The sequence below is a fragment of the Sulfitobacter sp. EE-36 genome (genome assembly GCF_000152605.1).
Classification (GTDB): domain Bacteria; phylum Pseudomonadota; class Alphaproteobacteria; order Rhodobacterales; family Rhodobacteraceae; genus Sulfitobacter; species Sulfitobacter pontiacus.
Genome location: NZ_CH959310.1, coordinates 2,302,612 through 2,325,607, shown reverse-complemented (window position 1 = coordinate 2,325,607; position 22,996 = coordinate 2,302,612). Strand labels below are relative to the sequence as shown.

Sequence of the window (22,996 nt, the reverse complement as noted above, 5' to 3'; positions counted from 1 at the left end):
CCGCAACTATGTCATGAGCCACGCCAAAACGACCAGCCCTCTTTTCGCAAATTGCGATGGAAAAATACGGATTTATGAGGGCTTCTTGTCGCAGCAATTGAACTTTGCCGCGGCGCGATGATCCAATTTAGGTCCATTTCACGAATATGTAAGAGACCAACCGCTTCCACCGCACAAAAAAATGCGGCAGTCGTCTAACTGCCGCATCACATTTGATAATTCCGCGCGCCTTGGGGCGGTGCGGGGCCTACAGATTCTCCTGGTCTTCGGGTAGCGCCCCTTTGAAACCGGTGGCGACCACGAATTTCTCGGAACTGTCGGACCTGCTGGCGGGAGGTTTGATATTGGCGACCTTGGTAAACCGACGTTTGAGGAGCTGTTGCAAGTCGCCCTCCGCCCCGCCGGCCAGCACTTTCGCGACAAACGTGCCGCCATCCTCAAGCACGTCAAAAGCAAAATAGGCCGCAGCTTCGCACAGCGCGATGATCCGGTTGTGGTCGGTCTGCTTGTGACCCGAGCTTGACGCCGCCATGTCGGACATCACGACATCGGCCTTGCCCCCCAGCCAGCCTTTGACGATCTCGTCCGCGTCGTCTTCCATGAAATCAAGCTGGTGCAATTCGCAGCCTGCAATCGGCTCCATCTCTTGCAGGTCGATCCCGAGAATGGTGCCGACATTCTTGCCCTTTTTCTCGCCCAGAACGTTACAGCGTTTGACCGCGACCTGACACCAGCCACCGGGGGCCGCGCCAAGGTCGACCACCCGCGCACCGGGCACCAGAAAGCGGTATTTGTCGTCCAGCTCCATGATCTTGTAAGCCGCGCGCCCGCGATACCCTTCGGCATTGGCGCGTTTGACATAAGGATCGTTCAACTGGCGCTGCAACCAACGGGTCGAGCTTAGTTTGCGCCCGCGGGCCGACTTGACCTTGACCTTGAGGTCACGCTGGCCGCGCCCTGATGTATTCTTGCCAGTGGGGGTCTTCCCGCCCGACGCACCGCCCGTGGGCGTCTTGCCTGTCGGAGTTTTCGCCATCAGCCTAATCCTTCTTCCAAAACGCCATCCGCGCTCATCTGGGCATATAGCAGCCCCTCGCGCAGACCACGGTCTGCAACACTTAATCTATCCGTCGGCCAGCACCGCATCAACGCCTGCAAAATCGCGGCCCCTGACATGATCAACGCCTGACGGTCCAGCCCGATACGCGGATCGGCACGCCGCCCTCCCGGCCCCATCGCCAGATAGGAATGGATCACCTTGTCGATCTGCGCCGAGGTCATGCGAAGCCCGTCCACCTTTGTCCGGTCGTAGCGCTTTAGCCCCAAATGGCTGGCAGCAACAGTGGTGACCGTGCCCGAGGTGCCGACAATCTGGAAATGGTCCTGCGATTGGATCGACTGATAGGGGGTGAAGTCGGTCAGGTTCTCCTCGAAGAACCAGCTCATCAAGGCAAAGCGTGCGGCGTCGTCTTCTACGTCAGAGAATTGATCGCGCAGGGTCGCCACGCCCAGGGGCACGCTGATCCAGTCGACCACACGCGCGGCGGGCACGTCTGTTTTCGCCTGATGGAAGCCCCCATGCAGCCGCATGATGGATTGCGCACGATCCGCCTTTGGCACCTTAGAGATGTCGATCCAGACCAATTCGGTCGAACCGCCGCCAATATCCACCACCAGCAGGTTGTGGGTCTTGCGGTTCACCAGCGGCGCGCAGGAAATCACGGCAAGCTGGGCTTCTTCCTCGGGCTTGATGATATCAAGCTTGAGCCCTGTCTCGCGCTGGATACGCTGCATGAATTCCGCACCGTTGGCGGCACGGCGGCACGCCTCGGTCGCGACAAGCCGCATCCGCCGCACCTTGTTACGGCGCAGCTTTTGCTGGCAAATCCGCAATGCCTGAATGGTACGCGTCATCGATCCGCGCGACAATCGCCCGGTTTTCTCAAGCCCCGCCCCAAGCTGGACGGACTTCGAGAAGCTATCGACGACATGGAAACCGCTGCCTTTTGGCTGTGCGATCAGCATGCGACAACTATTTGTGCCCAGATCAAGGGCCGCATAAAGTTCGGTCGATCTGGGCGGAACTGGCGCGGGGCTCAGAGCCGGCGGTACATCGAGCGCGCCCGCACCTTTGGGACGCTGTGGCGCCATGATTGCGCCTTTCATATTGAGTTGCCCCCAAGGTAATGTTTCTGCGGGCAAGGGGCAAGCGGGAAACCAGAGATCCGGCAGCGTAAGCTTATAGTCGCCCTCACAACCATCTTGAGAATTAAGACGCCCCGCCCCCCTCGCCTGTCGCGGTTGCGCGCTGTAGTGTGACCACGTCGCAGACGCCGTTCTGAATGTCGAAAAACGGCGACGGGGACAGATCAACAGCCGCTAAGAAAAACAAGCACAGCAGAGGAATCAATCATGCCCGAAGTTACCATCGTCTATTGGCGTGATATTCCTGCGCAGGTCATCGTCGGCAAAGGCCGTCGCGGGTCCAAGCGTCCGCTGCCCGAACGGTTCGAACAGGCCATCGACCGCGCCGCAATGAAAATCGGCGCGGATGACAGCGATGCCTATCTGGCCGAATGGCGCAAGGCCGATCCCTATACGGTCGACGGCGAACCCGACGCCGTGGCCGATGCAGAGGTCGCGCGCATCGACGCAGAGTTCGACCGTGACCGCATCAAGACGCTGATTGCCAATGACGGCTGGGCCTGACCGCCTGTTGCCGGTGCAAAAGTTGATCCCTTCATGAAAGAAATGCTCATGTCCCTTTTGAACTTCCGGCGCAAAGAAGCCCCCGTGTCCGATCTGCCTACCCCCGAGGTCGCGGGTTTTTTGCGCGACTACTCGATCGAGGTGATGCCGCGCACGGCGGAAAAGGTCGAAGACTTCCGCGATCTGCTGCCCGAGGGGACACGGGTCTATATCGCGCATATCGACGGCACCCCGATCGAAGACATGGTCGCCACAGCCGCGCGGCTTAGTGCGGACGGCTACAAGGTCATGCCGCATTTTCCCGCCCGCATCATCAAGGATCGTGCCACGCTGGAAAACTGGATCGCCATGTATCAGGGCGAGGCTGACGTACGCCAAGCCTTGCTGCTGGCGGGTGGCGTCACGACGCCCCAAGGCGATTTCAGCGACTCCATGCAGTTGATGGACACCGGATTGTTCGACAAATACGGGTTTGAACGGCTGCACATCGCGGGCCACCCCGAGGGTAACCGCGACATCGACACCGATGGATCCCGTCTGCGGGTGGACGATGCGCTGCGCTGGAAGCAGGGGTTTTCCGAACGGACGGACGCGAAGATGGCCATCGCGACACAATTCGCCTTCGAGGCGCAGCCGATCATCGAATGGGCCGATAGCCTGAAACACGCAGGCATCGACCTGCCGATCCACATCGGCATTGCAGGCCCCGCCAAGCTGCAAACCCTGATCAAATTCGCCATCGCCTGCGGGGTCGGCCCTTCGCTGAAGGTGCTGCAAAAGCGCGCGATGGATGTCACCAAACTGCTGTTGCCCTACGAGCCGACAGATGTGATCACCGAACTGGCCGCCCACAAAGCTGCCAACCCAGATTTCAACATTACCCATGTGCATTTCTTCCCGCTGGGTGGGATCAAGACGAATGCCAATTGGGCCATTGAAAATGGCGGACCCGCTGCTCAACCAGCCAACTCCGTCTAAGGAAAGACTGAACACCATGACCAGAACTGTCGTCGAATCCAAAACAAAAACAGCGATCATCGGCTTTGACGAGCCCTTCTGCGTGATCGGGGAGCGGATCAACCCCACCGGCCGCAAGATCCTCGCCGAAGAGCTGGAGCGTGGCGATTTCAGCCGCGTCGAGGCGGACGCCATTGCACAAGCCGCGGCGGGCGCGAATATTCTGGACGTGAACTCGGGTGCCGTTTTCTCGAACAAGATGGCCGAAGACCCCCGCTATGCGGATAATAACTTTGTCGAACCGATGCTGATGCCCGAACTGATCCGCGTCGTGCAAAACGTCGTCGACATCCCGCTGTGCATCGACAGCTCGGTCCCCGGTGCGCTGGAAGCCGGTCTTGAGGCCTGTGAAGGACGCCCGCTGCTGAACTCGGTCACCGGCGAGGAAGAGCGGCTGGAGCTCGTGCTACCGCTTGTCAAGAAATACAACGTGCCTGTGGTTGCGATCTCGAACGACGACACGGGCATTTCCGAAGATCCCGACGTGCGTTTCGACGTTGCCAAGAAGATCGTAGAACGCGCAGCCGACTTCGGTATTCCGGCCCATGATATCGTGGTCGACCCGCTGGTCATGCCCATCGGCGCAATGGCGACCGCGGGGCATCAGGTCTTTACCCTTGTGCGCCGTCTGCGCGAGGAACTGGGCGTGAACACGACCTGTGGTGCCTCCAACATCAGTTTTGGCCTGCCCAACCGTCACGGCATCAACAATGCTTTCCTGCCGATGGCAATGGGCGCTGGCATGACCTCGGCGATCATGAACCCGATCACCCTGCCCGTGAACCAGACCAAGATTGCCGAGAAGAAGGCCGAACTGGTGACGGCGGGCATTATCCTGCCGGACGAGATCGACGACGAAACCTTTGTGACGCTCTTCGGGATGGGATCAACCAAGCCCACCCCCGGCAAAGAGATGGAGGCGATCCGCGCCGCCAACTTCCTGTTCGACCGCGACCCTCACGGCACCGAATGGATCAAGTTCAACAAGGTCGCGCCCAAGGCCGGTCAAGAGGGGCGTGGGCGCGCCGGCCGCAAGGGTGGCCGCCGCCGGTAATGGGGATTCTCCCTACCCCCAAGTTCAAAATCCCCGCAAACCACGGTTTTGCGGGGATTTCTTTTGTGTTCAGGCCAGTGTTTAACCGCTCCAGCGCTTGACCCCACATCCCACACACGCATGATCACGGCACAAAGCTATACTATGCCTTGTATTGTCTTTGACATAGAACGACGGCCCCGAACGCACGGGCCTACTGTCTAACTTCTGTCAAAGTTTCAACACATCCGTATGCCTAGATTGCTTTGCAAAGACGCAGTCCGTGGGTGAATTGATGACAACGTGCTTTGAAGGTGTAGCAATGCAGCCCGTGTTCTGGGCTGCCGCAAGCGTGAGCGCTGTCGCCGCGGTCGTTATGGTCTGCATGCTGAAATACCAGCACTTCCACGGCAAGCGGTTCTACGCCCTGACCTTCATCGCAATGATCTGGACCCTGATCACCGTCGGGGCCGAAGCCTCCACCCCGTCCTTTGCCTGTCAGTTTGACATGGCCGTCGTCGCATGGCTGGGCAATGCGCTGGTACCTGTGGCGTGGTGCTTCTTTGTCTTCGCCTATGTGCATCAGGCCGAGTGGCTGTCGAAAAAGCGTGTGGTGGCCGCGCTGGTGCTGGTGCCCGTGGGCTGCTTTGTCTTTGCCGCAACCAATAGTATGCACCAGCTGGTCTATACCGCCGAGACTACCATCCTGCCCGGTGACCGGCAGATCACCTATATCCACGGGCCGGGATTCTTCGCGATCACGGCCGTGCTGTATACTTTCGTCGGCGCGACCTTCTATGCGCTGATCAAGGCCTTTGCCCGGGCCCGCCGCTCTGCCTGGCCGCTGCTGACAATGCTGGCGGTGGTTACGATCACCCCGCTGTCTGCCAATGCATCTTACGTTATTTTCGGCTTCACCGTCTTCGGGCTGGACCCCACGGCGTTTATGTTCACCGTCGGTATCCTGGCCTTTACCTTCATGCTGCTGACAAACAAGACGATGGATATGGCGTTGATCGGGCAGTCGATCCTGTTCAATACGACCAGCGAACCGGTGATCCTGATCGACAACAACCGCCGTGTCACGTTGATGAACTCTGCCGCGAAACGCAGCGGCTTGTGCAACCTGTCCAAGGGCGAAGCCGACGCCCTTTTGGCCAAGATCGACACCCGCAGCCCCCGCACGACGGACGCATCCCTGACCATCGAACAGCGCATCTATGACCCGCGTATTCAGGAAATCGAAAGCCCGTTGGATCCGAACGGTGCCATTCTGGGGTGGAGCATCACGCTGGTCGATATCACCGACCGTATCGTCATCACCCGCGCCCTTGAAGACGCGCTGCTGCGCGCCGACGAGGCCAACCGCGCCAAGGACGAATTCATCTCTGTCGTCAGCCACGAGCTGCGCACGCCGCTTACCTCGCTCAAGGGCGGGTTGGCGCTGGCGCTAAGCGGGCGTTTGGGCGAGATCGACGCGCGCATCCGCTCCCCCCTCGAAATCGCGCAGCGCAACGGGATGCGCCTGTCCCGTCTGGTCGATAACATCCTGCTGGCGCAAAAGATCGACGTGGACGCGCTGTCGCTTGACGCGCTGCCGGTCGATCTGGGGGCGCTACTGAAAGAAAGCCTGGAAGAGAACAAGATGTTCGCCGCCGAGCAGAAGATCGACCTCGTGCTGCCGAAAGGCCATCAAACCGCGACGATCACCGGTGACGCCTTTGCCCTCCGCCAGATCATCGACAACCTCGTGTCCAACGCCATCAAATTCTCCGAACAGGGCAGCACCGTTGAAGGCAGCCTATCCATCCGCAACGGCCATGTGCGCCTGTCGATCAAGGACAGCGGCCGTGGCATCCCCGAGGGGATGGAGGGGCAGGTCTTTGGGCGCTTTGAACAGGTCAAGAACGGCGGACAATATGCGACACAGGGGTCCGGTCTGGGGCTCCATATCTCGCAACAGCTGGCCCGGCAGATGTCGGGAAAATTGTTCTACGACAGCGTTGTCGGCGAAGGCACGACCTTCCACATGGAATTCACCACCGTCGCCGCACAGCAGCCCACTGTGATCCTGTCAGCCGCTGGCAACAAGGACAACACCCCTACCTCCGCAACGACAGGCGACACGCCAGAAGCCGTGCAGGTCTGAGGGCGAAGCCGCACACAAACATATCTAATTCAAGAGAAGATGGCGGACCCTAGAGGATTCGAACCTCTGGCCTCTGCCTTCGGAGGGCAGCGCTCTATCCAGCTGAGCTAAGGGTCCATCTAGGGGCGGTATAGCCAGACTACCCGCCCCCTGCAATTACAAAATCAGCCTTGGGTCACGCAAACAAATCATGCGCCAGTTCAAGCGCCTCGATCAGCGTGTCGATCTCGGCATTGGTGTTGTACATCCCGAAGGACGCGCGGCAGGTGGCGGTCTGGCCCAGATGCTGCATCAGCGGCCCGCAACAATGCTGACCCGCACGTACCGCCACGCCCTTTTTATCAAGAATGGTAGAGATATCATGCGCATGCGCCGCCCCGTCCAATGTAAAGCTGAAGATCGCGGCCTTGTCCGGCGTGGTGCCCTGCACCTGCACCCAGTTCAGTCCCGACAGACGCGACACGGCATAATCGCGCAAGGATGCTTCATGGGCGGCGATATTCTGCATCCCGATGTTCATCATATAATCCAGCGCCACGCCCATGCCGATGGTCTGCACGATGCCGGGGGTGCCCGCCTCGAACTTCATCGGGGCATCGTTATAGGTGACGCCGTCTTTGGTGACCTCGCGGATCATATCACCGCCGCCCAGAAACGGGCGCATCTCGGCCATGCGATCGGGGTTGATATAGATCGCGCCGGACCCCGAGGGGCCATAAAGCTTGTGACCCGTGATCGCGTAGAAATCGCAGCCGATATCCTGCACATCTACAGGCATGTGCACCGCCGCCTGCGACCCGTCAACCAAGACGGGCACCCCTTTGGCATGGGCCCCTGCGGTGATCGCCTTGACGTCCACCACCGTGCCCAGAACATTCGACACCTGCGTCACGGCAATGAGCTTGGTCTTGGGGGTGATGGCGTCGATCACGGCTTGCGGATCAAGCGCGCCAGAGGCGTCCACATCGACCCATTTGATCACGACGCCCTGACGCTCGCGCAGGAAATGCCACGGCACGATATTGGCGTGATGTTCCATCACCGACAGGATGATCTCGTCCCCTGCCTGCAGGTTCGGCATGGCCCAACCGTAAGCGACCAGATTGATCCCCTCTGTCGTGCCGGAGGTAAAGACGATGTGATCCTCGTTTCCCGCGTTCAGGAACCGCGCCACGGTGCCGCGCACGGATTCATACTGATCGGTTGCGAGATTAGAAAGATAGTGTAAGCCGCGGTGAACATTGGAATATTCATGGCTGTACGAGCGGCTGATCGCATCAATCACGACCTGCGGCTTTTGGGCCGAGGCCCCATTGTCGAGATAGACCAGCGGCTTGCCGTTCACCTCGCGCGACAGGATCGGAAAGTCGCTGCGGATGGCGTTTAGGTCATACATCAAGAAGCACTCCTTGGGCGGCAACGCCCACGATAGAGAGAAGCAGGCTGAGCCCCAGAACGATGGCCGCCATAGAAATCATCAAAACGCCGACAGCCTTGCCCAATCCGGTAAAGTTAAAGGCGGCGGCGATGAAGTTGACCAATATCCAAAGCCCGATCAGGCCCGTCGCCAAGGATGCCAGCACCGACACCCCCGGAGAGATGAACATCAGCAGGAAAATCGCCACCTGCGCGATGATGCGCAGGACCTGCAAGAACACCACCAGTGCCAGCACATCGCCAAGGTCGCCTTCGCCCCCAAGCGCACGCCCGGCCCAGTAAAGCCCGTGGGTCGTGATCACCAAGACGCCCGAGAGCAGGACAAACATCGCCAGCGGGCTGGTAAAGAACGCAGGCATCGCGGGCGTCGGTTGCAGCACCAGACTGACCGAGAAGATCAACGTGTTGATCGCCGCCGCCAGCGCCAGCGCGGTCCACAGCACGTCCCGCCCGAGCTGCCATCCCATGATCTGGTTCGCGGCGGCACGCGGGTCGCGCAGGCTAAGCACGACCAGCTCGGTCAGAACCGATCTTGTATCAGGGGCATTCATGAGCGTGTCCGATATGCGACCAGCAACCCGCTGATCCAAAACCATAAAAACACGCAAAGCCAGACCAGACCGACGATGCGCAATTCGATCCCTTCGCCGACGAACCCTGCCGTCAGCCCGTGCAACAGCACAAGCGGGCTGGACGCAAGCAAGGCCCAGAACAGCGCCAGACGCGTGCTATAGCCGCTGGGGCGACCGCGCATCACCCTAAGGATGATCTGCGTCCCCGCCGCCAGCATGTAGAAAATCAGCGGCGCGATGAACAGCCATGCCAGCAGGGTCGCCCCCAGCAGCATGTCAAGCTCGGTGCCGTTGACATGGGCTTCGCGGGCCAGACGCGGGGTCTGGGCCACGAAAAAGATGAGACACGCGACCATCAGATAGACCAGGTTGCGATCCTCCCGCGGGCCCTGCCCCAACAACCGCCGCACAACGGCGGCGGGGTTGCGGTAGCTGGCCACGATATCGCGTGTCGCCGCCATCAGGCTGCGTGCCGCTCAAGCCACGCGGCAAGCCGTGCGGTGATCTCTTCGCGCAGGGTCTCGTCCTCGATCTCTTCCACGGCCTCGGCCAGGAAGGACAAGGTCAGCAGATCCGTCGCGACATTATGCGGCACACCGCGCGAGCGTAGATAGAACAGCGCGTCCTCATCGATCGCCCCCGAAGTGGAGCCGTGCGAACAGGCCACGTCATCGGCGTAGATCTCAAGCTCTGGCTTGGCAAGGAACTGGCTGTCTTCGTCCAGCAGCAACGACTGGCTGATCTGGTAGCCATCGGTCTTTTGCGCGTCGGCCTTGACCAGGATCTTCCCTTGGAACACACCGGTCGCCCCGTTGCGCAGTACCTTCTTGAACACCTGACGGCTTTCGCAGTTCACCGCATCGTGGGTAATGAACACCGTGTCGTCGTGGTGGAAATCCGCACCATCACCGACACAGGCCCCCGCGACATGCGCCGCAGCATCGTCACCCGTCAGCTCGATCACGCAATCGTTGCGCGTCATCACGCCATTGGCGGTCAGGGTAAAGGATTTGAACGCGGACTCAGTCCCCAAACGGGTAAAGATATGCGTCGCGGCACGTTGTTCGTGATCGCGGCCTTGGGCGCGCACGTGGTGGAAAGACGCGTTATCCGCGACTTCGACCTCAAGCACACCGTTAAAGCGCGCGGCGACGGGGCCGTTCTCCAGCAGCGTGAATTCAGCGCCGGCGTCCAGCTTGACGACGTGGTGCAGCATGACATCCGCTGTCTCCGAGGTCCGGCGATAAACGATATTCACCGGCTTGGAGACTTTGTCTGTTACATGGATCAACACACCATCCGCGGCAAAGGCCGTGTTCAGCGCCGCCAGGGGCCGTGCCACAGGCGTCTGGCCGTTCTTTTCCAACGTCCCATAAAGATCACGCGCCCAATGCAGGTCGGCATCCGCTTGGGCCAGCCGTTCGATGGTGATGCCCTCAAGCGCCAGATCGTCCGACGCATCGGCATCAAACACACCGTCGACGAACACCAGCTTCAGCCGGTCGATCTGATCAAACAGGGCCACGTCTTCGGACGCGCGCACCGCGGCAGAGATCGCCTGCGGCTGGGTCAGCGTATCAGGGCGGGTGTATTTCCAGTATTCGTCACGACGCTCGGGCAGACCTGCCTGTTGCAGACGGGACAACGCATCCTTGCGCGCCGCATCGGACCAGCCCCCTTGGGGCAGGTCCAACGTGGCGATCAACGCCTCGGTCGGGGTTTGTTGTGTCGCTGCTTCGGCCATTACGCCACCTCGGACAGGATGTCGGCATACCCGTTGTTCTCGACTTCCAGCGCCAGCTCGGGTCCGCCGGTCTTGATGATGCGGCCATCAGCCATGATATGCACCACATCGGGTTTGATGTGGTCCAGCAGACGTTGGTAGTGGGTGATTACAAGGAAACCACGGCCTTCGGTGCGCAGTGCGTTCACGCCATCAGCGACCAGTTTCATCGCATCGACGTCCAGACCGGAGTCCGTTTCGTCGAGGATGCACATTTTCGGCTCAAGCATCGCCATCTGCAAGATCTCGTTACGCTTCTTCTCACCACCCGAGAAGCCCATGTTCACGGGGCGCTTCAGCATGTCAGCGTCGATCTTCAGCTCTTTGGCGCGGGCGCGCACAACCTTGAGGAATTCCGCGGCAGACATCTCTTCTTCGCCACGGGCCTTGCGCTGCGCATTCACAGCGGTGCGCAGGAAAGTCATGTTGCCAACGCCGGGGATTTCAACAGGATATTGAAAGGCGAGGAAAAGGCCAGCGGCGGCACGCTCTTCTGGCTCAAGGTCCAGCAGGTCGATGTCACCCAGATGGGCGGAGCCTTCGGTGACCTCGTAGCCGTCTTTGCCCGACAGCACATAGGACAGCGTGGATTTACCGGACCCGTTCGGCCCCATGATCGCGTGGACCTTACCGGCTTCGACTTCCAGATCGACACCCTTCAGGATTTGCTTGTCTTCTTCTTCCAGTTTGACCTTCAGGCCTTTGATGCTCAGCATGATGGGTTCCTTTTCTTGCGCTTTGGCGCTGCAATGACAGTGAATTGAGTGAATGAAAACCCCGTCGAGGGGCCGTCATCGGTGTAAGATTTCATGCCGCCCTCCCCGCCTGTAAGGCTTTGGGAAAACGGGCATAAAGAGCGGTGCGGCAGGCATCTATGCCCGCCTGATAGGAAAGCGGTGACAGCGGGTCGGGCAGAACCACCGTCGGGATGTCCTCGACGTTGATCGGGGCCCGCAGAGGCCGGCCGACCGAGGCCGCGTAATCCAGATATTTCAAGCGCGACTGCCCCATCGGGGCCAGCCAGCTGTTGGGCACGCCGTAGGCATCGGCCACGATCAACCCGTGCAGGGAAGACGCAAACACATGATCACAGGCCGCAATCGCCGCGCAGACATCCTGCGCTTGCCCGCGCGGGTCAATCAGCTGATACCGCGTGTCACTGGCGATCAGAGCCTGCAACACAGGGTCATCCACCAGCGAATGATGCGGCACGATGCCGATCTTGCCGTTGGGCGCGCGCTCCTGCGGCCACACGGCGTTGATCAACAGACCGGGATCACCAAACTCCGACAGTTCCAACCCCAGCAGCGCGGCAGTGATCGGCCCACGGACCAGAGCGATATCGACATGATCGACAAACCCCGTCCCCTGCACCGGATGCAACAGGCCCGCCCCCCAGATCACCGGGCGGTGATCCTGCGACTCGCTGAAGTTGCGCTTGACCACCTGCAAAAGCGACCCGATGGCCCAGACCTCCGCCTTGCGCACACCGGCATGCTCCACAGGCCGGCCCGCGACATGGGCGAGCACCACAGGGCTGAGGGCGTCCCCGAAATTCGGGACCGCCTTCCACCAGTGCAGGCGCAAGGGAGTGGTGTCCGCCGATGCCTGCATCAGAGCGCTGCGCCTTTGGTCCCTACGGTGATCATTCGCCATCCCCCTTGCGCAGCACCAATAGGGCCACACGGATCGCAGCGTAGATCATCGCAAAGATCAGCATCTGGAAGAACGTGTTCTCGAAGGCGACGAGCGTCAGCCCGCCCCCGCGAAACAGCGCCATCAGCACCCAGAAAACGAGCGCGGCAATGGTCACGTCCCATGTCAGCTTGCGCATCATCGTGATTACCCCACGGACCCTTCAAGCGAGATCGCAACCAGCGCTTGTGCTTCCATCGCGAACTCCATCGGCAGCGCCTGAAGCACGTCCTTACAGAACCCGTTCACGACCAGGGCAACCGCCTCTTCCTCGTCCATGCCACGCGAACGGCAGTAGAACAGCTGATCGTCGTCTACCTTTGACGTGGTCGCCTCGTGCTCCACCCGGCTGCTGTTATTCTTGACCTCGATGTAAGGCACCGTGTGGGCCCCGCATTTGTCGCCGATCAACAAGCTGTCGCACTGGGTATAGTTGCGCGATTCCTTGGCTTTGGGGTGCATGGTGACCAAGCCGCGATAGGTGTTCTGCGCCTTACCTGCCGAAATCCCCTTGGACACGATGCGCGATTTGGTGCGCTTGCCCAGGTGGATCATCTTGGTGCCGGTGTCGGCCTGCTGCATGTTGTTGGCGATGGCGATGGAATAGAACTCGCCCTGGCTGTCGTCGCCGCGCAGAATGCAGGAGGGGTACTTCCACGTCACGGCAGAGCCGGTTTCGACCTGCGTCCACATCACCTTGGCACGGTCGCCACGGCAGTCTGCACGTTTGGTCACAAAGTTGTAGATCCCGCCCTTGCCGTCTTCATCACCGGGGTACCAGTTCTGAACGGTCGAGTATTTCACCTCGGCGTCTTCCTCGATGATGATCTCGACCACCGCGGCGTGCAGCTGGCTCTCGTCGCGCTGCGGCGCGGTACAGCCTTCAAGGTAGGACACATAGGACCCCTTGTCGGCGATGATCAGCGTGCGTTCAAACTGGCCGGTGTTTTCCGCGTTGATACGGAAGTAGGTCGACAGCTCCATCGGGCAGCGCACGCCCGGCGGCACGTAGACGAACGACCCGTCAGAGAAGACGGCCGAGTTCAGCGTCGCATAGAAGTTGTCATTCACCGGCACGACCGAACCAAGGTATTTCTTGACCAACTCGGGGTGTTCGCGGATCGCCTCGGAGATAGAGCAGAAGATCACGCCCGCCTTTTTCAGCTCGTCCTGGAAGGTGGTGCCGACCGAAACAGAGTCAAAAACCGCATCCACAGCCACCTTGCGGGGCTCGTCGCCAATCTTCTCTGCGCCTTCGACGCCTGCCAGAATCGCCTGCTCTTTCAAAGGGATACCCAGCTTCTTGTAGGTCTCCAGCAGCTTGGGATCGACGTCATCCAGGCTCTTGGGCTTTTCGGCCATCGATTTCGGACGCGCATAATAATACTGCTGCTGAAAGTCGATTTCCGGATAGTCGACCATCGCCCAGTTCGGCTCTTTCTTGGTCAGCCAGCGTTCATAGGCAGCCAGACGCCATTCCAGCATCCACTCGGGCTCTTCGTTCTTCTCCGAGATCAGCTTGACGATATCGGCGTTCAGACCCAAGGGGGCATAGTCCATCTCGATATCTGTGGACCACCCGTATTTATAGGCACCGCCGACTTCGCGCACGGCATCCACGGTTTCCTGATCAACGCCCTCTTTAACGCCGGTGTTCGGGTCGTCCTTGACCAAAGTGCTATCCATGCTTTTTATCCTTCAACTGGCGGCGCGCATCAAGCGGCCCGCGCCTCGTGTTTCTTCAATTTCGCGGTCCAGGCGTCTGCAAAACGCAAGACCTGTTCTTCTGTGGTGTCCGGCCCAAGCGATACGCGCACGGCACAGGATGCCTCAGCGTCGTCAAAGCCCATCGCCGTCAACACCCGGCTTGTCGCCACCTTACCGCTAGAACACGCAGACCCCGCGCTGATCGCAAAGCCCGCAAGGTCCATCTGCATCACCTGCGTCTCACCGCGCCACCCGGGCGTGATAAAGCAAGAGGTGTTCGGCAAACGCGCCACGTCTTTCCCAACAAAAATAGTCTTCTTTGACGCAGCCTCAAGAGCCTTCTCTAGAACATTTCTAAGTTCTGCAACCCGTTCCCATACGCCATCCGCCAAATCCTGCGCTGCGGCAGCGCATGCAGCTCCGAAACCGGCGATGCCGATAACGTTTTCTGTCCCCGCACGACGGCCCAATTCCTGCCCGCCTCCGCGCAACATCGGCTGCATCAATCCGGGCGTATATTCCGGCCCCGCGATCAGCGCACCGATGCCCTTGGGGCCGCCCAACTTATGCGCCGAGACAGCCAATGACGCATGACGACCCACATCCGAGCGCCAGCGCCCCAGATCCGACAGCTTACCCGCCGCTTGCACCGCGTCACGGAACACGCTTGCAGGCGACGCGCCCAAACGCGCCAGCTCGGCCAACAGGCTTTCCGGCTGCAACACCCCTGTCTCGCTATTGGCACGTTGCAAAAACAGCGTTTTGCCCGCCAAGGCTCCGTCCGGCAGCGCGTTCAAATCCACGTGACCATTGCGATCCACAGGCAATTGCTCGGCCTCCGGGCACCAGATGCGTACCGCTTCATGCTCCACGGCTGCGCCGGTCACATTGCCCGCGTCCTGCACCACCCCCGCAATCGCCTCGGTGGCGCCGCTCGTGAAAATCACTTCCGACACATCGCAGCCGACCAAAGCCGCCACCTGCCCGCGTGCCTTCTCGACCATCATCTTGGCCGCACGCCCTTCGGCATGGACGCTGGACGGGTTGCCCGCCACATCCATCGCCGCCAGCATGGCCGCGCGCGCCTCTGCCCGCAGGGGCGTGGTCGCGTTATGATCAAGATATACTCTCACATCACCTTCCAAATGGTCCTAAATCCCAGGGAGTGTGAGGGACAGCGTCCCTCATTCCGCATCCGCCTCGTCCACGATGGCAAAGAGGTTCGGCACCGCCGGACAGGGGGCAAGCTCGTTCGCGACAACATCCGACAGCCGCGTCTGGTGCAGAAAGACATAGACCTGTGCGCTCAGCCCCTCCCACAGGCGGTTGGTCAGCGACTGCGCCCGGCTGCCCGATGACCCGCCAGAGGCACCGGCCCCCACATGCATCGCATCGACCTTCTCGTCGACCGCCGCCAGAATATCGACAACGCGAATGTCCGACGCAGGCCGCCCCAAGCGGTAGCCGCCGCCCGGACCACGCACCGACGACACCAGATCGGCCCGGCGCAGCTTGACGAAAAGCTGCTCTAGGTACGGCAGGGAAATGGACTGACGCGTCGCGATATCGCCCAGATTGACCAGACGATCCGCAGGCTGAAGCGCTATATCGGCCAAAGCGACCATCGCATACCGCCCCTTGGTTGACAGCTTCATCGCAGTGTTCCCTTCCCCATAAGCGCCTGTTTGATTGACGACGACGCCTGAAATGCCTAAACGCAAAGTCTGACCCCCAGAAACGGGGATCACACAAGTTAGAACCGTTCTAAACTGCCCTAGCGAATTCGTCAACTATTCCGCTGCACTTAGAACCCCAAGCAGGGACGCTCATGCCCGAGGTTATTTTTCCCGGACCCGAAGGCCGCCTCGAAGGCCGCTACCATCCACAAAAAGAACGCGACGCACCCATCGCCATTCTGCTCCACCCGCATCCACAATTCGGCGGGACGATGAACCATAAGGTCGTGTATAATATGCACTATGCCTTCTACAATATGGGTTTCACCGTTCTGCGCTTCAATTTCCGCGGCGTGGGCCGGAGCCAGGGTGAATACGATCAGGGGGTTGGTGAACTCTCCGATGCGGCCTCGGCGCTGGATTACCTGCAATCGATGAACAACAACTCCAAGCATTGCTGGGTTGCCGGTTTCTCGTTTGGCGCATGGATCGGGATGCAGCTGCTGATGCGCCGCCCCGAGATCACGGGCTTCATCTCTGTCGCACCACCGGCGAATATGTATGACTTCAGCTTCCTCGCACCCTGCCCGGCCTCCGGTCTGGTGATCAACGGGACCGCTGACCGTGTGGCACCGCCCGCAGATACCGTGAACCTCGTGAACAAGTTGCACGAGCAGAAAGGCATCACCATCACCCACCAAGAGATCGAGGGTGCCGGCCACTTCTTTGAAGAGCCGCATATGGAGACGCTGATCACCTCTACCACAGATTACGTGAAGCGCCGCCTGACGGAGACAACCCGCTAATGGCGGATCCGACAGTCGTCGAACTGGCCAACCAAATGGCCGAAGAATGTCTGGCGGTCCAACGCGAAACCGGACAGGAGCGGCTTTTTATGGAAGTCGCTGCTGTTCTGGGCGCGTCGTCGCAGACGATGGAAGAAGCCTTTGTCACGGCGATCCGCACGCGGCTTGCCGCCGCACAGGGGCGTGACTTTATGGCCAAGGCGCTTGCCGCGCACCGTGCAAAGGAAAGCTGACGTATGACCACCAGACTTGAGCAGCAGATCGCCTTTCTGAACGAAGCGGACAAGCTCAAGTCGGTCACACGCGGGACGTTGCTTTGCGATGCGTCGCGGGCCGAAAACTCGGCTGAACACAGCTGGCACCTGACGCTTTATGCGTTGGTGCTGGCGGATCAGGCGGGCCCCGATGTCGACATCACCCGCGTGATCAAGATGCTGATCCTGCATGATCTGGTAGAGATTGACGCAGGCGACAACCCGATCTTTGGCAGCTACGACACTGCCGATATGGAAGCGCAGGAACAGCTTGCCGCTGATCGTATTTTTGGCCTCCTTCCCAACGACTTGCGCGATGATCTTCGCGCGACATGGGAAGAGTTTGAAGCCAATGAGACCCCTACAGCCCGCTTTGCGAAATCGCTCGACCGGTTCCAGCCCCCGATGCAGAACCTCGCGGCGGGCGGCGGCAGCTGGGTCGAATATAAAGTGACCGAAGCGCAATTCGTGGAAAAAGTCGGCAGCAAAATCCAGACCGGCGCGCCAGGGCTTTGGGAGTTTGCCCGCGCCCGTGTCTCTGCATGGTTTGCCGCGCGGAGCTAACTGCCCGCCCCCTCTACCCATCATCCCCCACCACGCGTGTCACACGCCTGTCGCAGCGCGATGATATGGGCTAAGCCGCGCAACTCTTTTCAGTATACCATTGCATACCGACTAGGCATTCATGCCTGAATAGGCTATGCGGGTGTCAGTATCATTTCAAAGGACCGCAGATGATGACCAAGATCAAAGTGGAAAACCCGATCGTTGAGCTCGACGGTGATGAGATGACCCGCATCATGTGGGATTTCATTAAGAAAAAGCTGATCCTTCCCTATCTCGATGTGGATCTGAAATATTACGATCTGGGGATGGAGGTCCGCGACGAGACCAACGACCAGATCACCATAGACGCGGCCCATGCGATCAAGGAATACGGCGTTGGCGTCAAATGCGCGACCATCACCCCTGACGAGGCCCGGGTCGAGGAATTCGGCCTGAAAGAGATGTGGCGCTCCCCCAACGGGACGATCCGTAACATTCTGGGCGGCGTGATTTTCCGTCAGCCGATCATCTGCAAGAACGTCCCCCGCCTTGTGCCCGGTTGGACCAAGCCGATTGTCGTGGGCCGTCATGCCTATGGCGACCAGTATAAAGCGACCGATTTCAAATTTCCCGGCAAGGGCAAGCTGACCCTGAAATTCGTCGGCGAAGACGGGACAGAGATTGAACGCGAGCTTTTCGACGCCCCCGACGCCGGTGTCGTGATGGGGATGTACAACCTTGATAAATCCATCATCGACTTCGCCCGCGCCTCGCTGAACTACGGTTTGAACCTTGGCTGGCCGGTGTATCTGAGCACCAAGAACACGATCCTCAAGCAGTATGACGGCCGTTTCCTTGAGCTGTTCCAGCACATCTACGAGACCGAGTTCGAAGATAAATTCAAAGCGGCGGGCATTACCTATGAACACCGTCTGATCGACGACATGGTCGCCTGCGCGATGAAGTGGAACGGCGGCTATGTCTGGGCCTGCAAGAACTATGACGGCGACGTGCAGTCAGACACCGTTGCGCAGGGGTTCGGCTCGCTCGGGTTGATGACATCCGTGCTGATGACCCCCGATGGCCAGACGGTCGAGGCTGAAGCCGCCCACGGCACGGTCACCCGCCACTATCGTCAACACCAGAAGGGCGAGGAAACCTCGACCAACTCCATCGCGTCGATCTACGCATGGACCGGCGGGCTGAAGCACCGCGGCAAGCTGGATGGCAACGCCGAGCTGACACGCTTTGCCGAGACGCTCGAGAAAACCGTGGTGGACACAGTGGAATCGGGTTTCATGACCAAGGACCTCGCGCTGCTGGTCGGCCCTGACCAAGGCTGGCTGACGACAATGGGCTTCCTTGAAAAAGTGGACGAGAACCTCGACAAGGCGCTTGGCGCGCAGTAAGCCGAATGCTTAAATTAAGGGCCATTCCTACCGGGTGGCCCTTTTTCTGTGCACGACCCCCTGTGTGACGTGATGTCATGGGGAAAAATATTATTCTGCACTGCAGCACCCCTAGACAGGTCAACATAGCTGCCCTATCTGAGCGATATGACATATGCTGATCCCCTCCACCATTCTTCGCTAGATGATGTTCAAGGCCTCAGCCTTGGGGTCTTTCTCTGCGGTATCGGAATTTTTGTGCTGACCTCTGCCGGTCTGATCACCGGACAGACGGCGGGCTTGGCGGTGATCATCGCCTATCTGACAGGCTATTCCTTTGGCACGGTCTTCTTCTTGATCAACCTGCCATTCTATTTCCTTGCGTATAAACGGCTTGGGGCCGAGTTCACGATCAAGTCGCTGATTTCCGTGACCATGCTGTCGGTCGTGACCGAATTCCTGCCCTATGGTTTCGCGATCCAGTCGCTCAGCCCTGCCCTTGCGGCGGTGATCTTTGGCGCGCTGGTGGGTCTGGGGCTGCTGGCGATGTTCCGGCACAACGGGTCGCTTGGCGGCCTTGGAGTGGTCGCCCTGCTGGTGCAGGACACCACGGGGTTCAAAGCCGGATGGGTCCAGCTGATCACCGACGCCGTGATCTTTTCGGTCGCCTTGTTCCTGTTTCCAGCCTCTGTCGTGGGCTATTCGCTGCTTGGGGCACTGGTGCTGAACCTGATCATCACCTTCAACCACCGCCGCGACCGCTATATCGCGACCTGATCCACAGACCTGCCCCGCTCTTGACACCGGCCCGTGACCGCCGCAGGACTGGGCCGGAAAGCAGCAACGGGGGCGTCAGGATATGCATTACTTTTGGTTGATGATCGCGATCCTGACAGAGACGTTGGGCACCAGCGCTTTGCAAGCCTCGCAACAGTTTACGCGGCTTTGGCCATCAGTCGGCGTCGTCGTCTGCTATGCGATTTCTTTCTACCTAATGGGGCTGACGCTCAAGGTGATGCCCGTGGGGATCGTCTATGCGATCTGGTCGGGCCTTGGCATCGTCTGCATCGCGGGCATCGGCTATATCGTGTTCGGACAAAAGCTCGACCTCGCCGCAGTGGTGGGCCTGTCGATGATCATCGGCGGCGTGCTGGTCATCCACCTGTTTTCCCACAGCGCCACGCACTGACGCGCGCTTTCTCGGAACCTGCAGCAGCTTTTAGGCGTTAGCGTGTAACGCAACGACCGAAAGTGCCGCATGTTAGACTCACTAAGCTCCGTTTGGGGCACCCTCCCCGACCCTTTGCGCAATCAGCTAGAAGGCTACGCCATCGGGTTCTGGAGCGTCCTGCCGCAGCTTATCCTGTCGATCGTTTTCCTGTGTTTTCTCTGGGCCATCATCCGCATCGTCCAGGCCGTTGTGCCCGGTACCCTGCGCCGCGCCCATATGCGGCGGTCGCTTGTCGATGTGATCATGATGCTGATCGTGGTGGGCATGTGGCTCTTCGGGGTGCTGATCGCGGTGACCATCGCCTTCCCCACAATCACCCCCGGCAAGGCGCTGACCGCACTGGGTGTGGGCGGTGTCGCCATCGGTTTCGCTTTCAAGGATGTGTTCGAAAACTTCCTCGCCGGTATCTTGCTGCTGATCCGCGAGCCTTTTGCGGTGGAGGATTACATCGAATGCGAAGGGTTTGAGGGTCAGGTCGAAGAGATCACGATCCGCGATACCCATGTGCGCCAGACCGACGGGCAGCTTGTCGTCGCCCCGAACGCGATGTTCTTCAAGAACCCCGTCACCATCCGTACTGCCCGCGATGTGCGCCGGACCACGGTGATCTGCGGCGTGGCCTACGGCGAGGATGTGGACGCTGCGCGCGACGTGATCGCCAATGCGGTGCGCGGTGTGGATGCGGTACGCGACGACGTGCGCGACGTCGAGATTTTTGCGCAGGAGTTCGCGGATAGCGCGATCAACTTCGAGGTTACATGGTGGACCGGCTCGCGCCCCATCGACATCCGCAGCAGCCGTGACAAAGTCGTGGCCGCCGTTAAACGCGCGCTGGATGATGCGGGCATCGAGATCCCCTTCCCCTATCGCACGCTGACCTTTAATGAACCGCTGCCCATCGACGACCGCCGCGACAGCACAGAAGACACAGGCACCGGCGGCTAATCGCCTTTAGGGCTAGCTTTCTGATGCCGGGCACGGTAAGCGCTGCGCAAATGCTGCGGTGCGAGAGCGTGCGCGGCCCCCTCCCGTATCAAAGGCATACCCCAATGGACATGCGTAACATCGCAATCATCGCTCACGTTGACCACGGCAAAACGACGCTGGTTGACGAGCTTCTGAAACAATCCGGCACCTACCGCGAAAACCAGGCCACAACCGAACGCGCGATGGACAGCAACGATCTGGAGCGCGAGCGCGGCATCACGATCTTTGCCAAGCCGACCTCTGTCGTCTGGAACAACACACGCATCAACATCGTCGACACGCCCGGCCACGCCGACTTTGGCGGCGAGGTGGAACGCATCCTGTCGATGGTCGACGGTGTTGTCCTGCTGGTCGACGCGGCTGAAGGCCCGATGCCACAAACCAAATTCGTGACCTCCAAGGCGCTGAAACTGGGCCTTCGCCCGATCGTTGTGCTGAACAAGGTCGACAAGGCCGACGCGGAGCCTGACCGCGCACTGGACGAATGTTTCGACCTTTTCGCCAGCCTTGACGCGACAGACGAACAGCTTGAATTCCCGCATATGTACGCTTCCGGCCGCTCCGGCTGGGCCGATGCAGAGCTGGACGGCCCGCGCAAAGACCTCAGCGCGCTGTTCGAGCTTGTGCTCAAGCATGTGCCTGCGCCCAAGCAGATCGAAAACGCCGACAAGCCCTTCACCATGCTGGCAACCACATTGGGCGGTGACCCCTTTCTGGGCCGTCTGCTGACCGGTCGCGTGGAAACAGGCACGCTGAAAGCCGGCCAAAGCATCAAGGCGATGTCGCGCGACGGCAAATTGATTGAAAACTTCCGCTGCACCAAGATCCTCGCCTTCCGCGGGCTAGAGCAGACAGCCATCGACGTGGCCGAAGCAGGTGACATCGTTTCCATTGCCGGTATGTCCAAGGCAACCGTGGCCGACACGCTGGCCGATACATCAGTGAACGAAGCCATCCCTGCCCAGCCGATCGATCCGCCCACCATCACCGTGACTTTCGGCATCAACGACAGCCCGCTGGCCGGTCGTGACGGCAAGAAAGTCCAGTCCCGCGTGATCCGCGAGCGCCTGATGAAGGAAGCCGAATCCAACGTCGCGATCAAAATCTCCGACACCCCCGGCGGCGACGCCTTCGAGGTTGCCGGTCGTGGCGAATTGCAAATGGGCGTTCTGATCGAGAACATGCGCCGCGAAGGGTTCGAGCTTTCGATCTCGCGCCCGCAGGTTCTGTTCCAGGAGATCGACGGTGTGCGTCACGAGCCCATCGAAGAAGCCACCATCGACGTGGATGACGAATACTCCGGCGCGGTCATCGAAAAGATCACTGGCACCCGTAAGGGCGAGTTGGTTGAAATGAAACCTGCCGGCGCCGGCAAAACCCGCATCATCGCCCATGTCCCGTCGCGCGGGCTGATCGGCTACCACGGTGAATTCCTGACCGACACACGCGGCACAGGCGTCATTAACCGCGTGTTCCATTCCTGGGCACCGCACAAAGGCACGATTCCCGGCCGTCGCGCGGGCGTCCTGATCTCGATGGAGAACGGCACCTCGGTGGCCTTCGCCCTGTGGAACCTTGAAGAACGCGGCAAGATGATGATCGGCGCACAGGCTGACGTCTATACCGGCATGATCATCGGCGAACACAGCCGTGAGAACGATCTTGAGGTGAACCCGCTGAAGGGCAAAAAGCTGACCAACGTCCGCGCCTCGGGCACCGACGAGGCCGTACGTCTGACCACGCCCATGACACTGAGCCTGGAAGAAGCCATCGCCTATATCGATGATGACGAACTGGTTGAAGTGACGCCAAACGCGATCCGTCTGCGCAAGCGCTATCTGGACCCGCACGAGCGGAAACGGATGGCAAAGTCGGCGTAAACAAAGCGACGCTGGACCGGGGCTTTGCCCCGGACCCCAGGATTTTATACCATTTGGAAAGCGGGGCTGGTTTTGCCCTGCTTTTTTTACGTCTGGTGATGTGTGGGGGGAGGTTTAGTGGGGTCA

At 59.9% G+C, this 22,996-nt stretch carries 24 protein-coding genes and 1 tRNA gene; 12 read left to right on the top strand and 13 right to left on the bottom strand.

Going from position 1 to position 22,996, the window contains the following annotated elements; genetic code table 11:
* Nucleotides 1–247: 247 nt before the first annotated feature.
* Nucleotides 248–1,036: an RlmE family RNA methyltransferase gene (locus EE36_RS13860; RefSeq protein ID WP_005853253.1), complete on the bottom strand. Its 789-nt coding sequence runs from the start codon at nt 1,034–1,036 to the stop codon at nt 248–250.
* Complete coding sequence (locus EE36_RS13855) at nt 1,036–2,151, bottom strand: Ppx/GppA phosphatase family protein (RefSeq protein ID WP_005853251.1); 1,116 nt, start codon at nt 2,149–2,151, stop codon at nt 1,036–1,038. The genes EE36_RS13860 and EE36_RS13855 overlap by 1 nt, the downstream gene beginning before the upstream one ends.
* Before the next feature lie 261 nt (nt 2,152–2,412).
* Here EE36_RS13855 and EE36_RS13850 point away from each other — a divergent pair, with 261 nt between their 5' ends.
* From EE36_RS13850 to EE36_RS13835, 4 genes are all read left to right on the top strand, one after another.
* Nucleotides 2,413–2,709, top strand: a complete 297-nt coding sequence (locus EE36_RS13850) for a virulence factor (RefSeq protein ID WP_005853250.1) — start codon at nt 2,413–2,415, stop codon at nt 2,707–2,709.
* A 48-nt stretch (nt 2,710–2,757) separates the two neighbouring features.
* Nucleotides 2,758–3,687 carry a methylenetetrahydrofolate reductase gene (locus EE36_RS13845; protein WP_039912283.1) on the top strand — a complete coding sequence of 310 codons (930 nt, stop codon included), beginning with the start codon at nt 2,758–2,760 and terminating at the stop codon, nt 3,685–3,687.
* Between the two features lie 16 nt (nt 3,688–3,703).
* Entirely contained in the window at nt 3,704–4,780 is a 1,077-nt protein-coding gene (locus tag EE36_RS13840) for a methyltetrahydrofolate--corrinoid methyltransferase (RefSeq protein ID WP_005853246.1), read from the top strand.
* 301 nt (nt 4,781–5,081) lie between these two features.
* Nucleotides 5,082–6,908 carry a histidine kinase N-terminal 7TM domain-containing protein gene (locus tag EE36_RS13835; protein ID WP_005853245.1) on the top strand — a complete coding sequence of 609 codons (1,827 nt, stop codon included), beginning with the start codon at nt 5,082–5,084 and terminating at the stop codon, nt 6,906–6,908.
* A 40-nt stretch (nt 6,909–6,948) separates the two neighbouring features.
* Here the strand turns inward: EE36_RS13835 and EE36_RS13830 are convergent.
* The 11 genes from EE36_RS13830 to EE36_RS13780 all read right to left on the bottom strand — a co-directional run bounded on the left by EE36_RS13830 (nt 6,949) and on the right by EE36_RS13780 (nt 15,757).
* Nucleotides 6,949–7,025 (bottom strand) — tRNA-Arg (locus EE36_RS13830).
* 58 nt (nt 7,026–7,083) lie between these two features.
* Nucleotides 7,084–8,304: a cysteine desulfurase gene (locus EE36_RS13825; RefSeq protein WP_005853243.1), complete on the bottom strand. Its 1,221-nt coding sequence runs from the start codon at nt 8,302–8,304 to the stop codon at nt 7,084–7,086.
* Entirely contained in the window at nt 8,297–8,896 is a 600-nt protein-coding gene (locus EE36_RS13820; RefSeq protein WP_005853241.1) for a Yip1 family protein, read from the bottom strand. Before EE36_RS13820 ends, EE36_RS13825 begins: the two co-directional genes overlap by 8 nt.
* Nucleotides 8,893–9,378 (bottom strand): hypothetical protein, encoded by a 486-nt coding sequence (locus EE36_RS13815; RefSeq protein ID WP_005853239.1) that lies wholly within the window; start codon nt 9,376–9,378, stop codon nt 8,893–8,895. Before EE36_RS13815 ends, EE36_RS13820 begins: the two co-directional genes overlap by 4 nt.
* Nucleotides 9,378–10,661, bottom strand: coding sequence for a SufD family Fe-S cluster assembly protein (locus EE36_RS13810; RefSeq protein WP_005853237.1), 1,284 nt, complete (start codon nt 10,659–10,661; stop codon nt 9,378–9,380). Before EE36_RS13810 ends, EE36_RS13815 begins: the two co-directional genes overlap by 1 nt.
* Entirely contained in the window at nt 10,661–11,416 is a 756-nt protein-coding gene (gene sufC / locus EE36_RS13805; RefSeq protein ID WP_005853235.1) for a Fe-S cluster assembly ATPase SufC, read from the bottom strand. The genes EE36_RS13810 and sufC overlap by 1 nt, the downstream gene beginning before the upstream one ends.
* A 91-nt stretch (nt 11,417–11,507) precedes the next feature.
* A complete protein-coding gene (locus tag EE36_RS13800) occupies nt 11,508–12,314 on the bottom strand; it encodes a polysaccharide pyruvyl transferase family protein (RefSeq protein ID WP_005853234.1) in 807 nt (268 codons plus the stop codon).
* Nucleotides 12,315–12,345: 31 nt separating this feature from the next.
* Nucleotides 12,346–12,537: a hypothetical protein gene (locus EE36_RS13795; protein WP_005853232.1), complete on the bottom strand. Its 192-nt coding sequence runs from the start codon at nt 12,535–12,537 to the stop codon at nt 12,346–12,348.
* A gap of 5 nt (nt 12,538–12,542) precedes the next feature.
* Nucleotides 12,543–14,081: a Fe-S cluster assembly protein SufB gene (gene sufB, locus EE36_RS13790; protein WP_005853229.1), complete on the bottom strand. Its 1,539-nt coding sequence runs from the start codon at nt 14,079–14,081 to the stop codon at nt 12,543–12,545.
* 29 nt (nt 14,082–14,110) lie between these two features.
* Nucleotides 14,111–15,235 carry a cysteine desulfurase family protein gene (locus tag EE36_RS13785; protein ID WP_039912281.1) on the bottom strand — a complete coding sequence of 375 codons (1,125 nt, stop codon included), beginning with the start codon at nt 15,233–15,235 and terminating at the stop codon, nt 14,111–14,113.
* A gap of 51 nt (nt 15,236–15,286) precedes the next feature.
* A complete protein-coding gene (locus EE36_RS13780; protein WP_005853226.1) occupies nt 15,287–15,757 on the bottom strand; it encodes an Rrf2 family transcriptional regulator in 471 nt (156 codons plus the stop codon).
* 173 nt (nt 15,758–15,930) lie between these two features.
* On the opposite strand from EE36_RS13780, the gene EE36_RS13775 reads away from it, so the two are divergent.
* From EE36_RS13775 to typA, 8 genes are all read left to right on the top strand, one after another.
* The gene (locus tag EE36_RS13775) at nt 15,931–16,584 is read left to right on the top strand and encodes an alpha/beta hydrolase (protein ID WP_005853224.1); all 654 of its coding nucleotides are present in this window, start codon (nt 15,931–15,933) and stop codon (nt 16,582–16,584) included.
* Nucleotides 16,584–16,817: a hypothetical protein gene (locus EE36_RS13770; RefSeq protein WP_005853222.1), complete on the top strand. Its 234-nt coding sequence runs from the start codon at nt 16,584–16,586 to the stop codon at nt 16,815–16,817. The genes EE36_RS13775 and EE36_RS13770 overlap by 1 nt, the downstream gene beginning before the upstream one ends.
* Nucleotides 16,818–16,820: 3 nt before the next feature.
* Entirely contained in the window at nt 16,821–17,402 is a 582-nt protein-coding gene (locus EE36_RS13765; protein ID WP_005853220.1) for an HD family hydrolase, read from the top strand.
* Between the two features lie 173 nt (nt 17,403–17,575).
* Nucleotides 17,576–18,793, top strand: a complete 1,218-nt coding sequence (locus EE36_RS13760; RefSeq protein WP_005853217.1) for an NADP-dependent isocitrate dehydrogenase — start codon at nt 17,576–17,578, stop codon at nt 18,791–18,793.
* 147 nt (nt 18,794–18,940) lie between these two features.
* Entirely contained in the window at nt 18,941–19,549 is a 609-nt protein-coding gene (locus EE36_RS13755; RefSeq protein WP_005853215.1) for a YitT family protein, read from the top strand.
* 82 nt (nt 19,550–19,631) lie between these two features.
* Nucleotides 19,632–19,961 (top strand): multidrug efflux SMR transporter, encoded by a 330-nt coding sequence (locus tag EE36_RS13750; protein ID WP_005853213.1) that lies wholly within the window; start codon nt 19,632–19,634, stop codon nt 19,959–19,961.
* Between the two features lie 114 nt (nt 19,962–20,075).
* Nucleotides 20,076–20,948 (top strand): mechanosensitive ion channel family protein, encoded by an 873-nt coding sequence (locus EE36_RS13745; RefSeq protein ID WP_005853210.1) that lies wholly within the window; start codon nt 20,076–20,078, stop codon nt 20,946–20,948.
* A 104-nt stretch (nt 20,949–21,052) separates the two neighbouring features.
* Nucleotides 21,053–22,870 (top strand): translational GTPase TypA, encoded by a 1,818-nt coding sequence (gene typA, locus EE36_RS13740; protein WP_005853208.1) that lies wholly within the window; start codon nt 21,053–21,055, stop codon nt 22,868–22,870.
* Nucleotides 22,871–22,996 lie beyond the last annotated feature (126 nt).

Excerpts from the sequence above, each read along its gene's own strand:
- EE36_RS13820 (WP_005853241.1), bottom strand. The coding sequence starts at position 8,896 with ATGAATGCCCCTGATACAAGATCGGTTCTGACCGAGCTGGTCGTGCTT.
- EE36_RS13825 (WP_005853243.1), bottom strand. The coding sequence starts at position 8,304 with ATGTATGACCTAAACGCCATCCGCAGCGACTTTCCGATCCTGTCGCGC.
- EE36_RS13780 (WP_005853226.1), bottom strand. The coding sequence starts at position 15,757 with ATGAAGCTGTCAACCAAGGGGCGGTATGCGATGGTCGCTTTGGCCGAT.
- EE36_RS13840 (WP_005853246.1), top strand. The coding sequence starts at position 3,704 with ATGACCAGAACTGTCGTCGAATCCAAAACAAAAACAGCGATCATCGGC.
- EE36_RS13860 (WP_005853253.1), bottom strand. The coding sequence starts at position 1,036 with ATGGCGAAAACTCCGACAGGCAAGACGCCCACGGGCGGTGCGTCGGGC.
- EE36_RS13845 (WP_039912283.1), top strand. The coding sequence starts at position 2,758 with ATGTCCCTTTTGAACTTCCGGCGCAAAGAAGCCCCCGTGTCCGATCTG.
- EE36_RS13770 (WP_005853222.1), top strand. The coding sequence starts at position 16,584 with ATGGCGGATCCGACAGTCGTCGAACTGGCCAACCAAATGGCCGAAGAA.
- EE36_RS13835 (WP_005853245.1), top strand. The coding sequence starts at position 5,082 with ATGCAGCCCGTGTTCTGGGCTGCCGCAAGCGTGAGCGCTGTCGCCGCG.
- EE36_RS13765 (WP_005853220.1), top strand. The coding sequence starts at position 16,821 with ATGACCACCAGACTTGAGCAGCAGATCGCCTTTCTGAACGAAGCGGAC.
- sufB (WP_005853229.1), bottom strand. The coding sequence starts at position 14,081 with ATGGATAGCACTTTGGTCAAGGACGACCCGAACACCGGCGTTAAAGAG.
- EE36_RS13755 (WP_005853215.1), top strand. The coding sequence starts at position 18,941 with ATGACATATGCTGATCCCCTCCACCATTCTTCGCTAGATGATGTTCAA.
- EE36_RS13775 (WP_005853224.1), top strand. The coding sequence starts at position 15,931 with ATGCCCGAGGTTATTTTTCCCGGACCCGAAGGCCGCCTCGAAGGCCGC.
- EE36_RS13750 (WP_005853213.1), top strand. The coding sequence starts at position 19,632 with ATGCATTACTTTTGGTTGATGATCGCGATCCTGACAGAGACGTTGGGC.
- EE36_RS13800 (WP_005853234.1), bottom strand. The coding sequence starts at position 12,314 with ATGCAGGCATCGGCGGACACCACTCCCTTGCGCCTGCACTGGTGGAAG.
- EE36_RS13850 (WP_005853250.1), top strand. The coding sequence starts at position 2,413 with ATGCCCGAAGTTACCATCGTCTATTGGCGTGATATTCCTGCGCAGGTC.
- EE36_RS13815 (WP_005853239.1), bottom strand. The coding sequence starts at position 9,378 with ATGGCGGCGACACGCGATATCGTGGCCAGCTACCGCAACCCCGCCGCC.
- typA (WP_005853208.1), top strand. The coding sequence starts at position 21,053 with ATGGACATGCGTAACATCGCAATCATCGCTCACGTTGACCACGGCAAA.
- EE36_RS13760 (WP_005853217.1), top strand. The coding sequence starts at position 17,576 with ATGACCAAGATCAAAGTGGAAAACCCGATCGTTGAGCTCGACGGTGAT.
- EE36_RS13795 (WP_005853232.1), bottom strand. The coding sequence starts at position 12,537 with ATGATGCGCAAGCTGACATGGGACGTGACCATTGCCGCGCTCGTTTTC.
- EE36_RS13855 (WP_005853251.1), bottom strand. The coding sequence starts at position 2,151 with ATGGCGCCACAGCGTCCCAAAGGTGCGGGCGCGCTCGATGTACCGCCG.
- sufC (WP_005853235.1), bottom strand. The coding sequence starts at position 11,416 with ATGCTGAGCATCAAAGGCCTGAAGGTCAAACTGGAAGAAGAAGACAAG.
- EE36_RS13810 (WP_005853237.1), bottom strand. The coding sequence starts at position 10,661 with ATGGCCGAAGCAGCGACACAACAAACCCCGACCGAGGCGTTGATCGCC.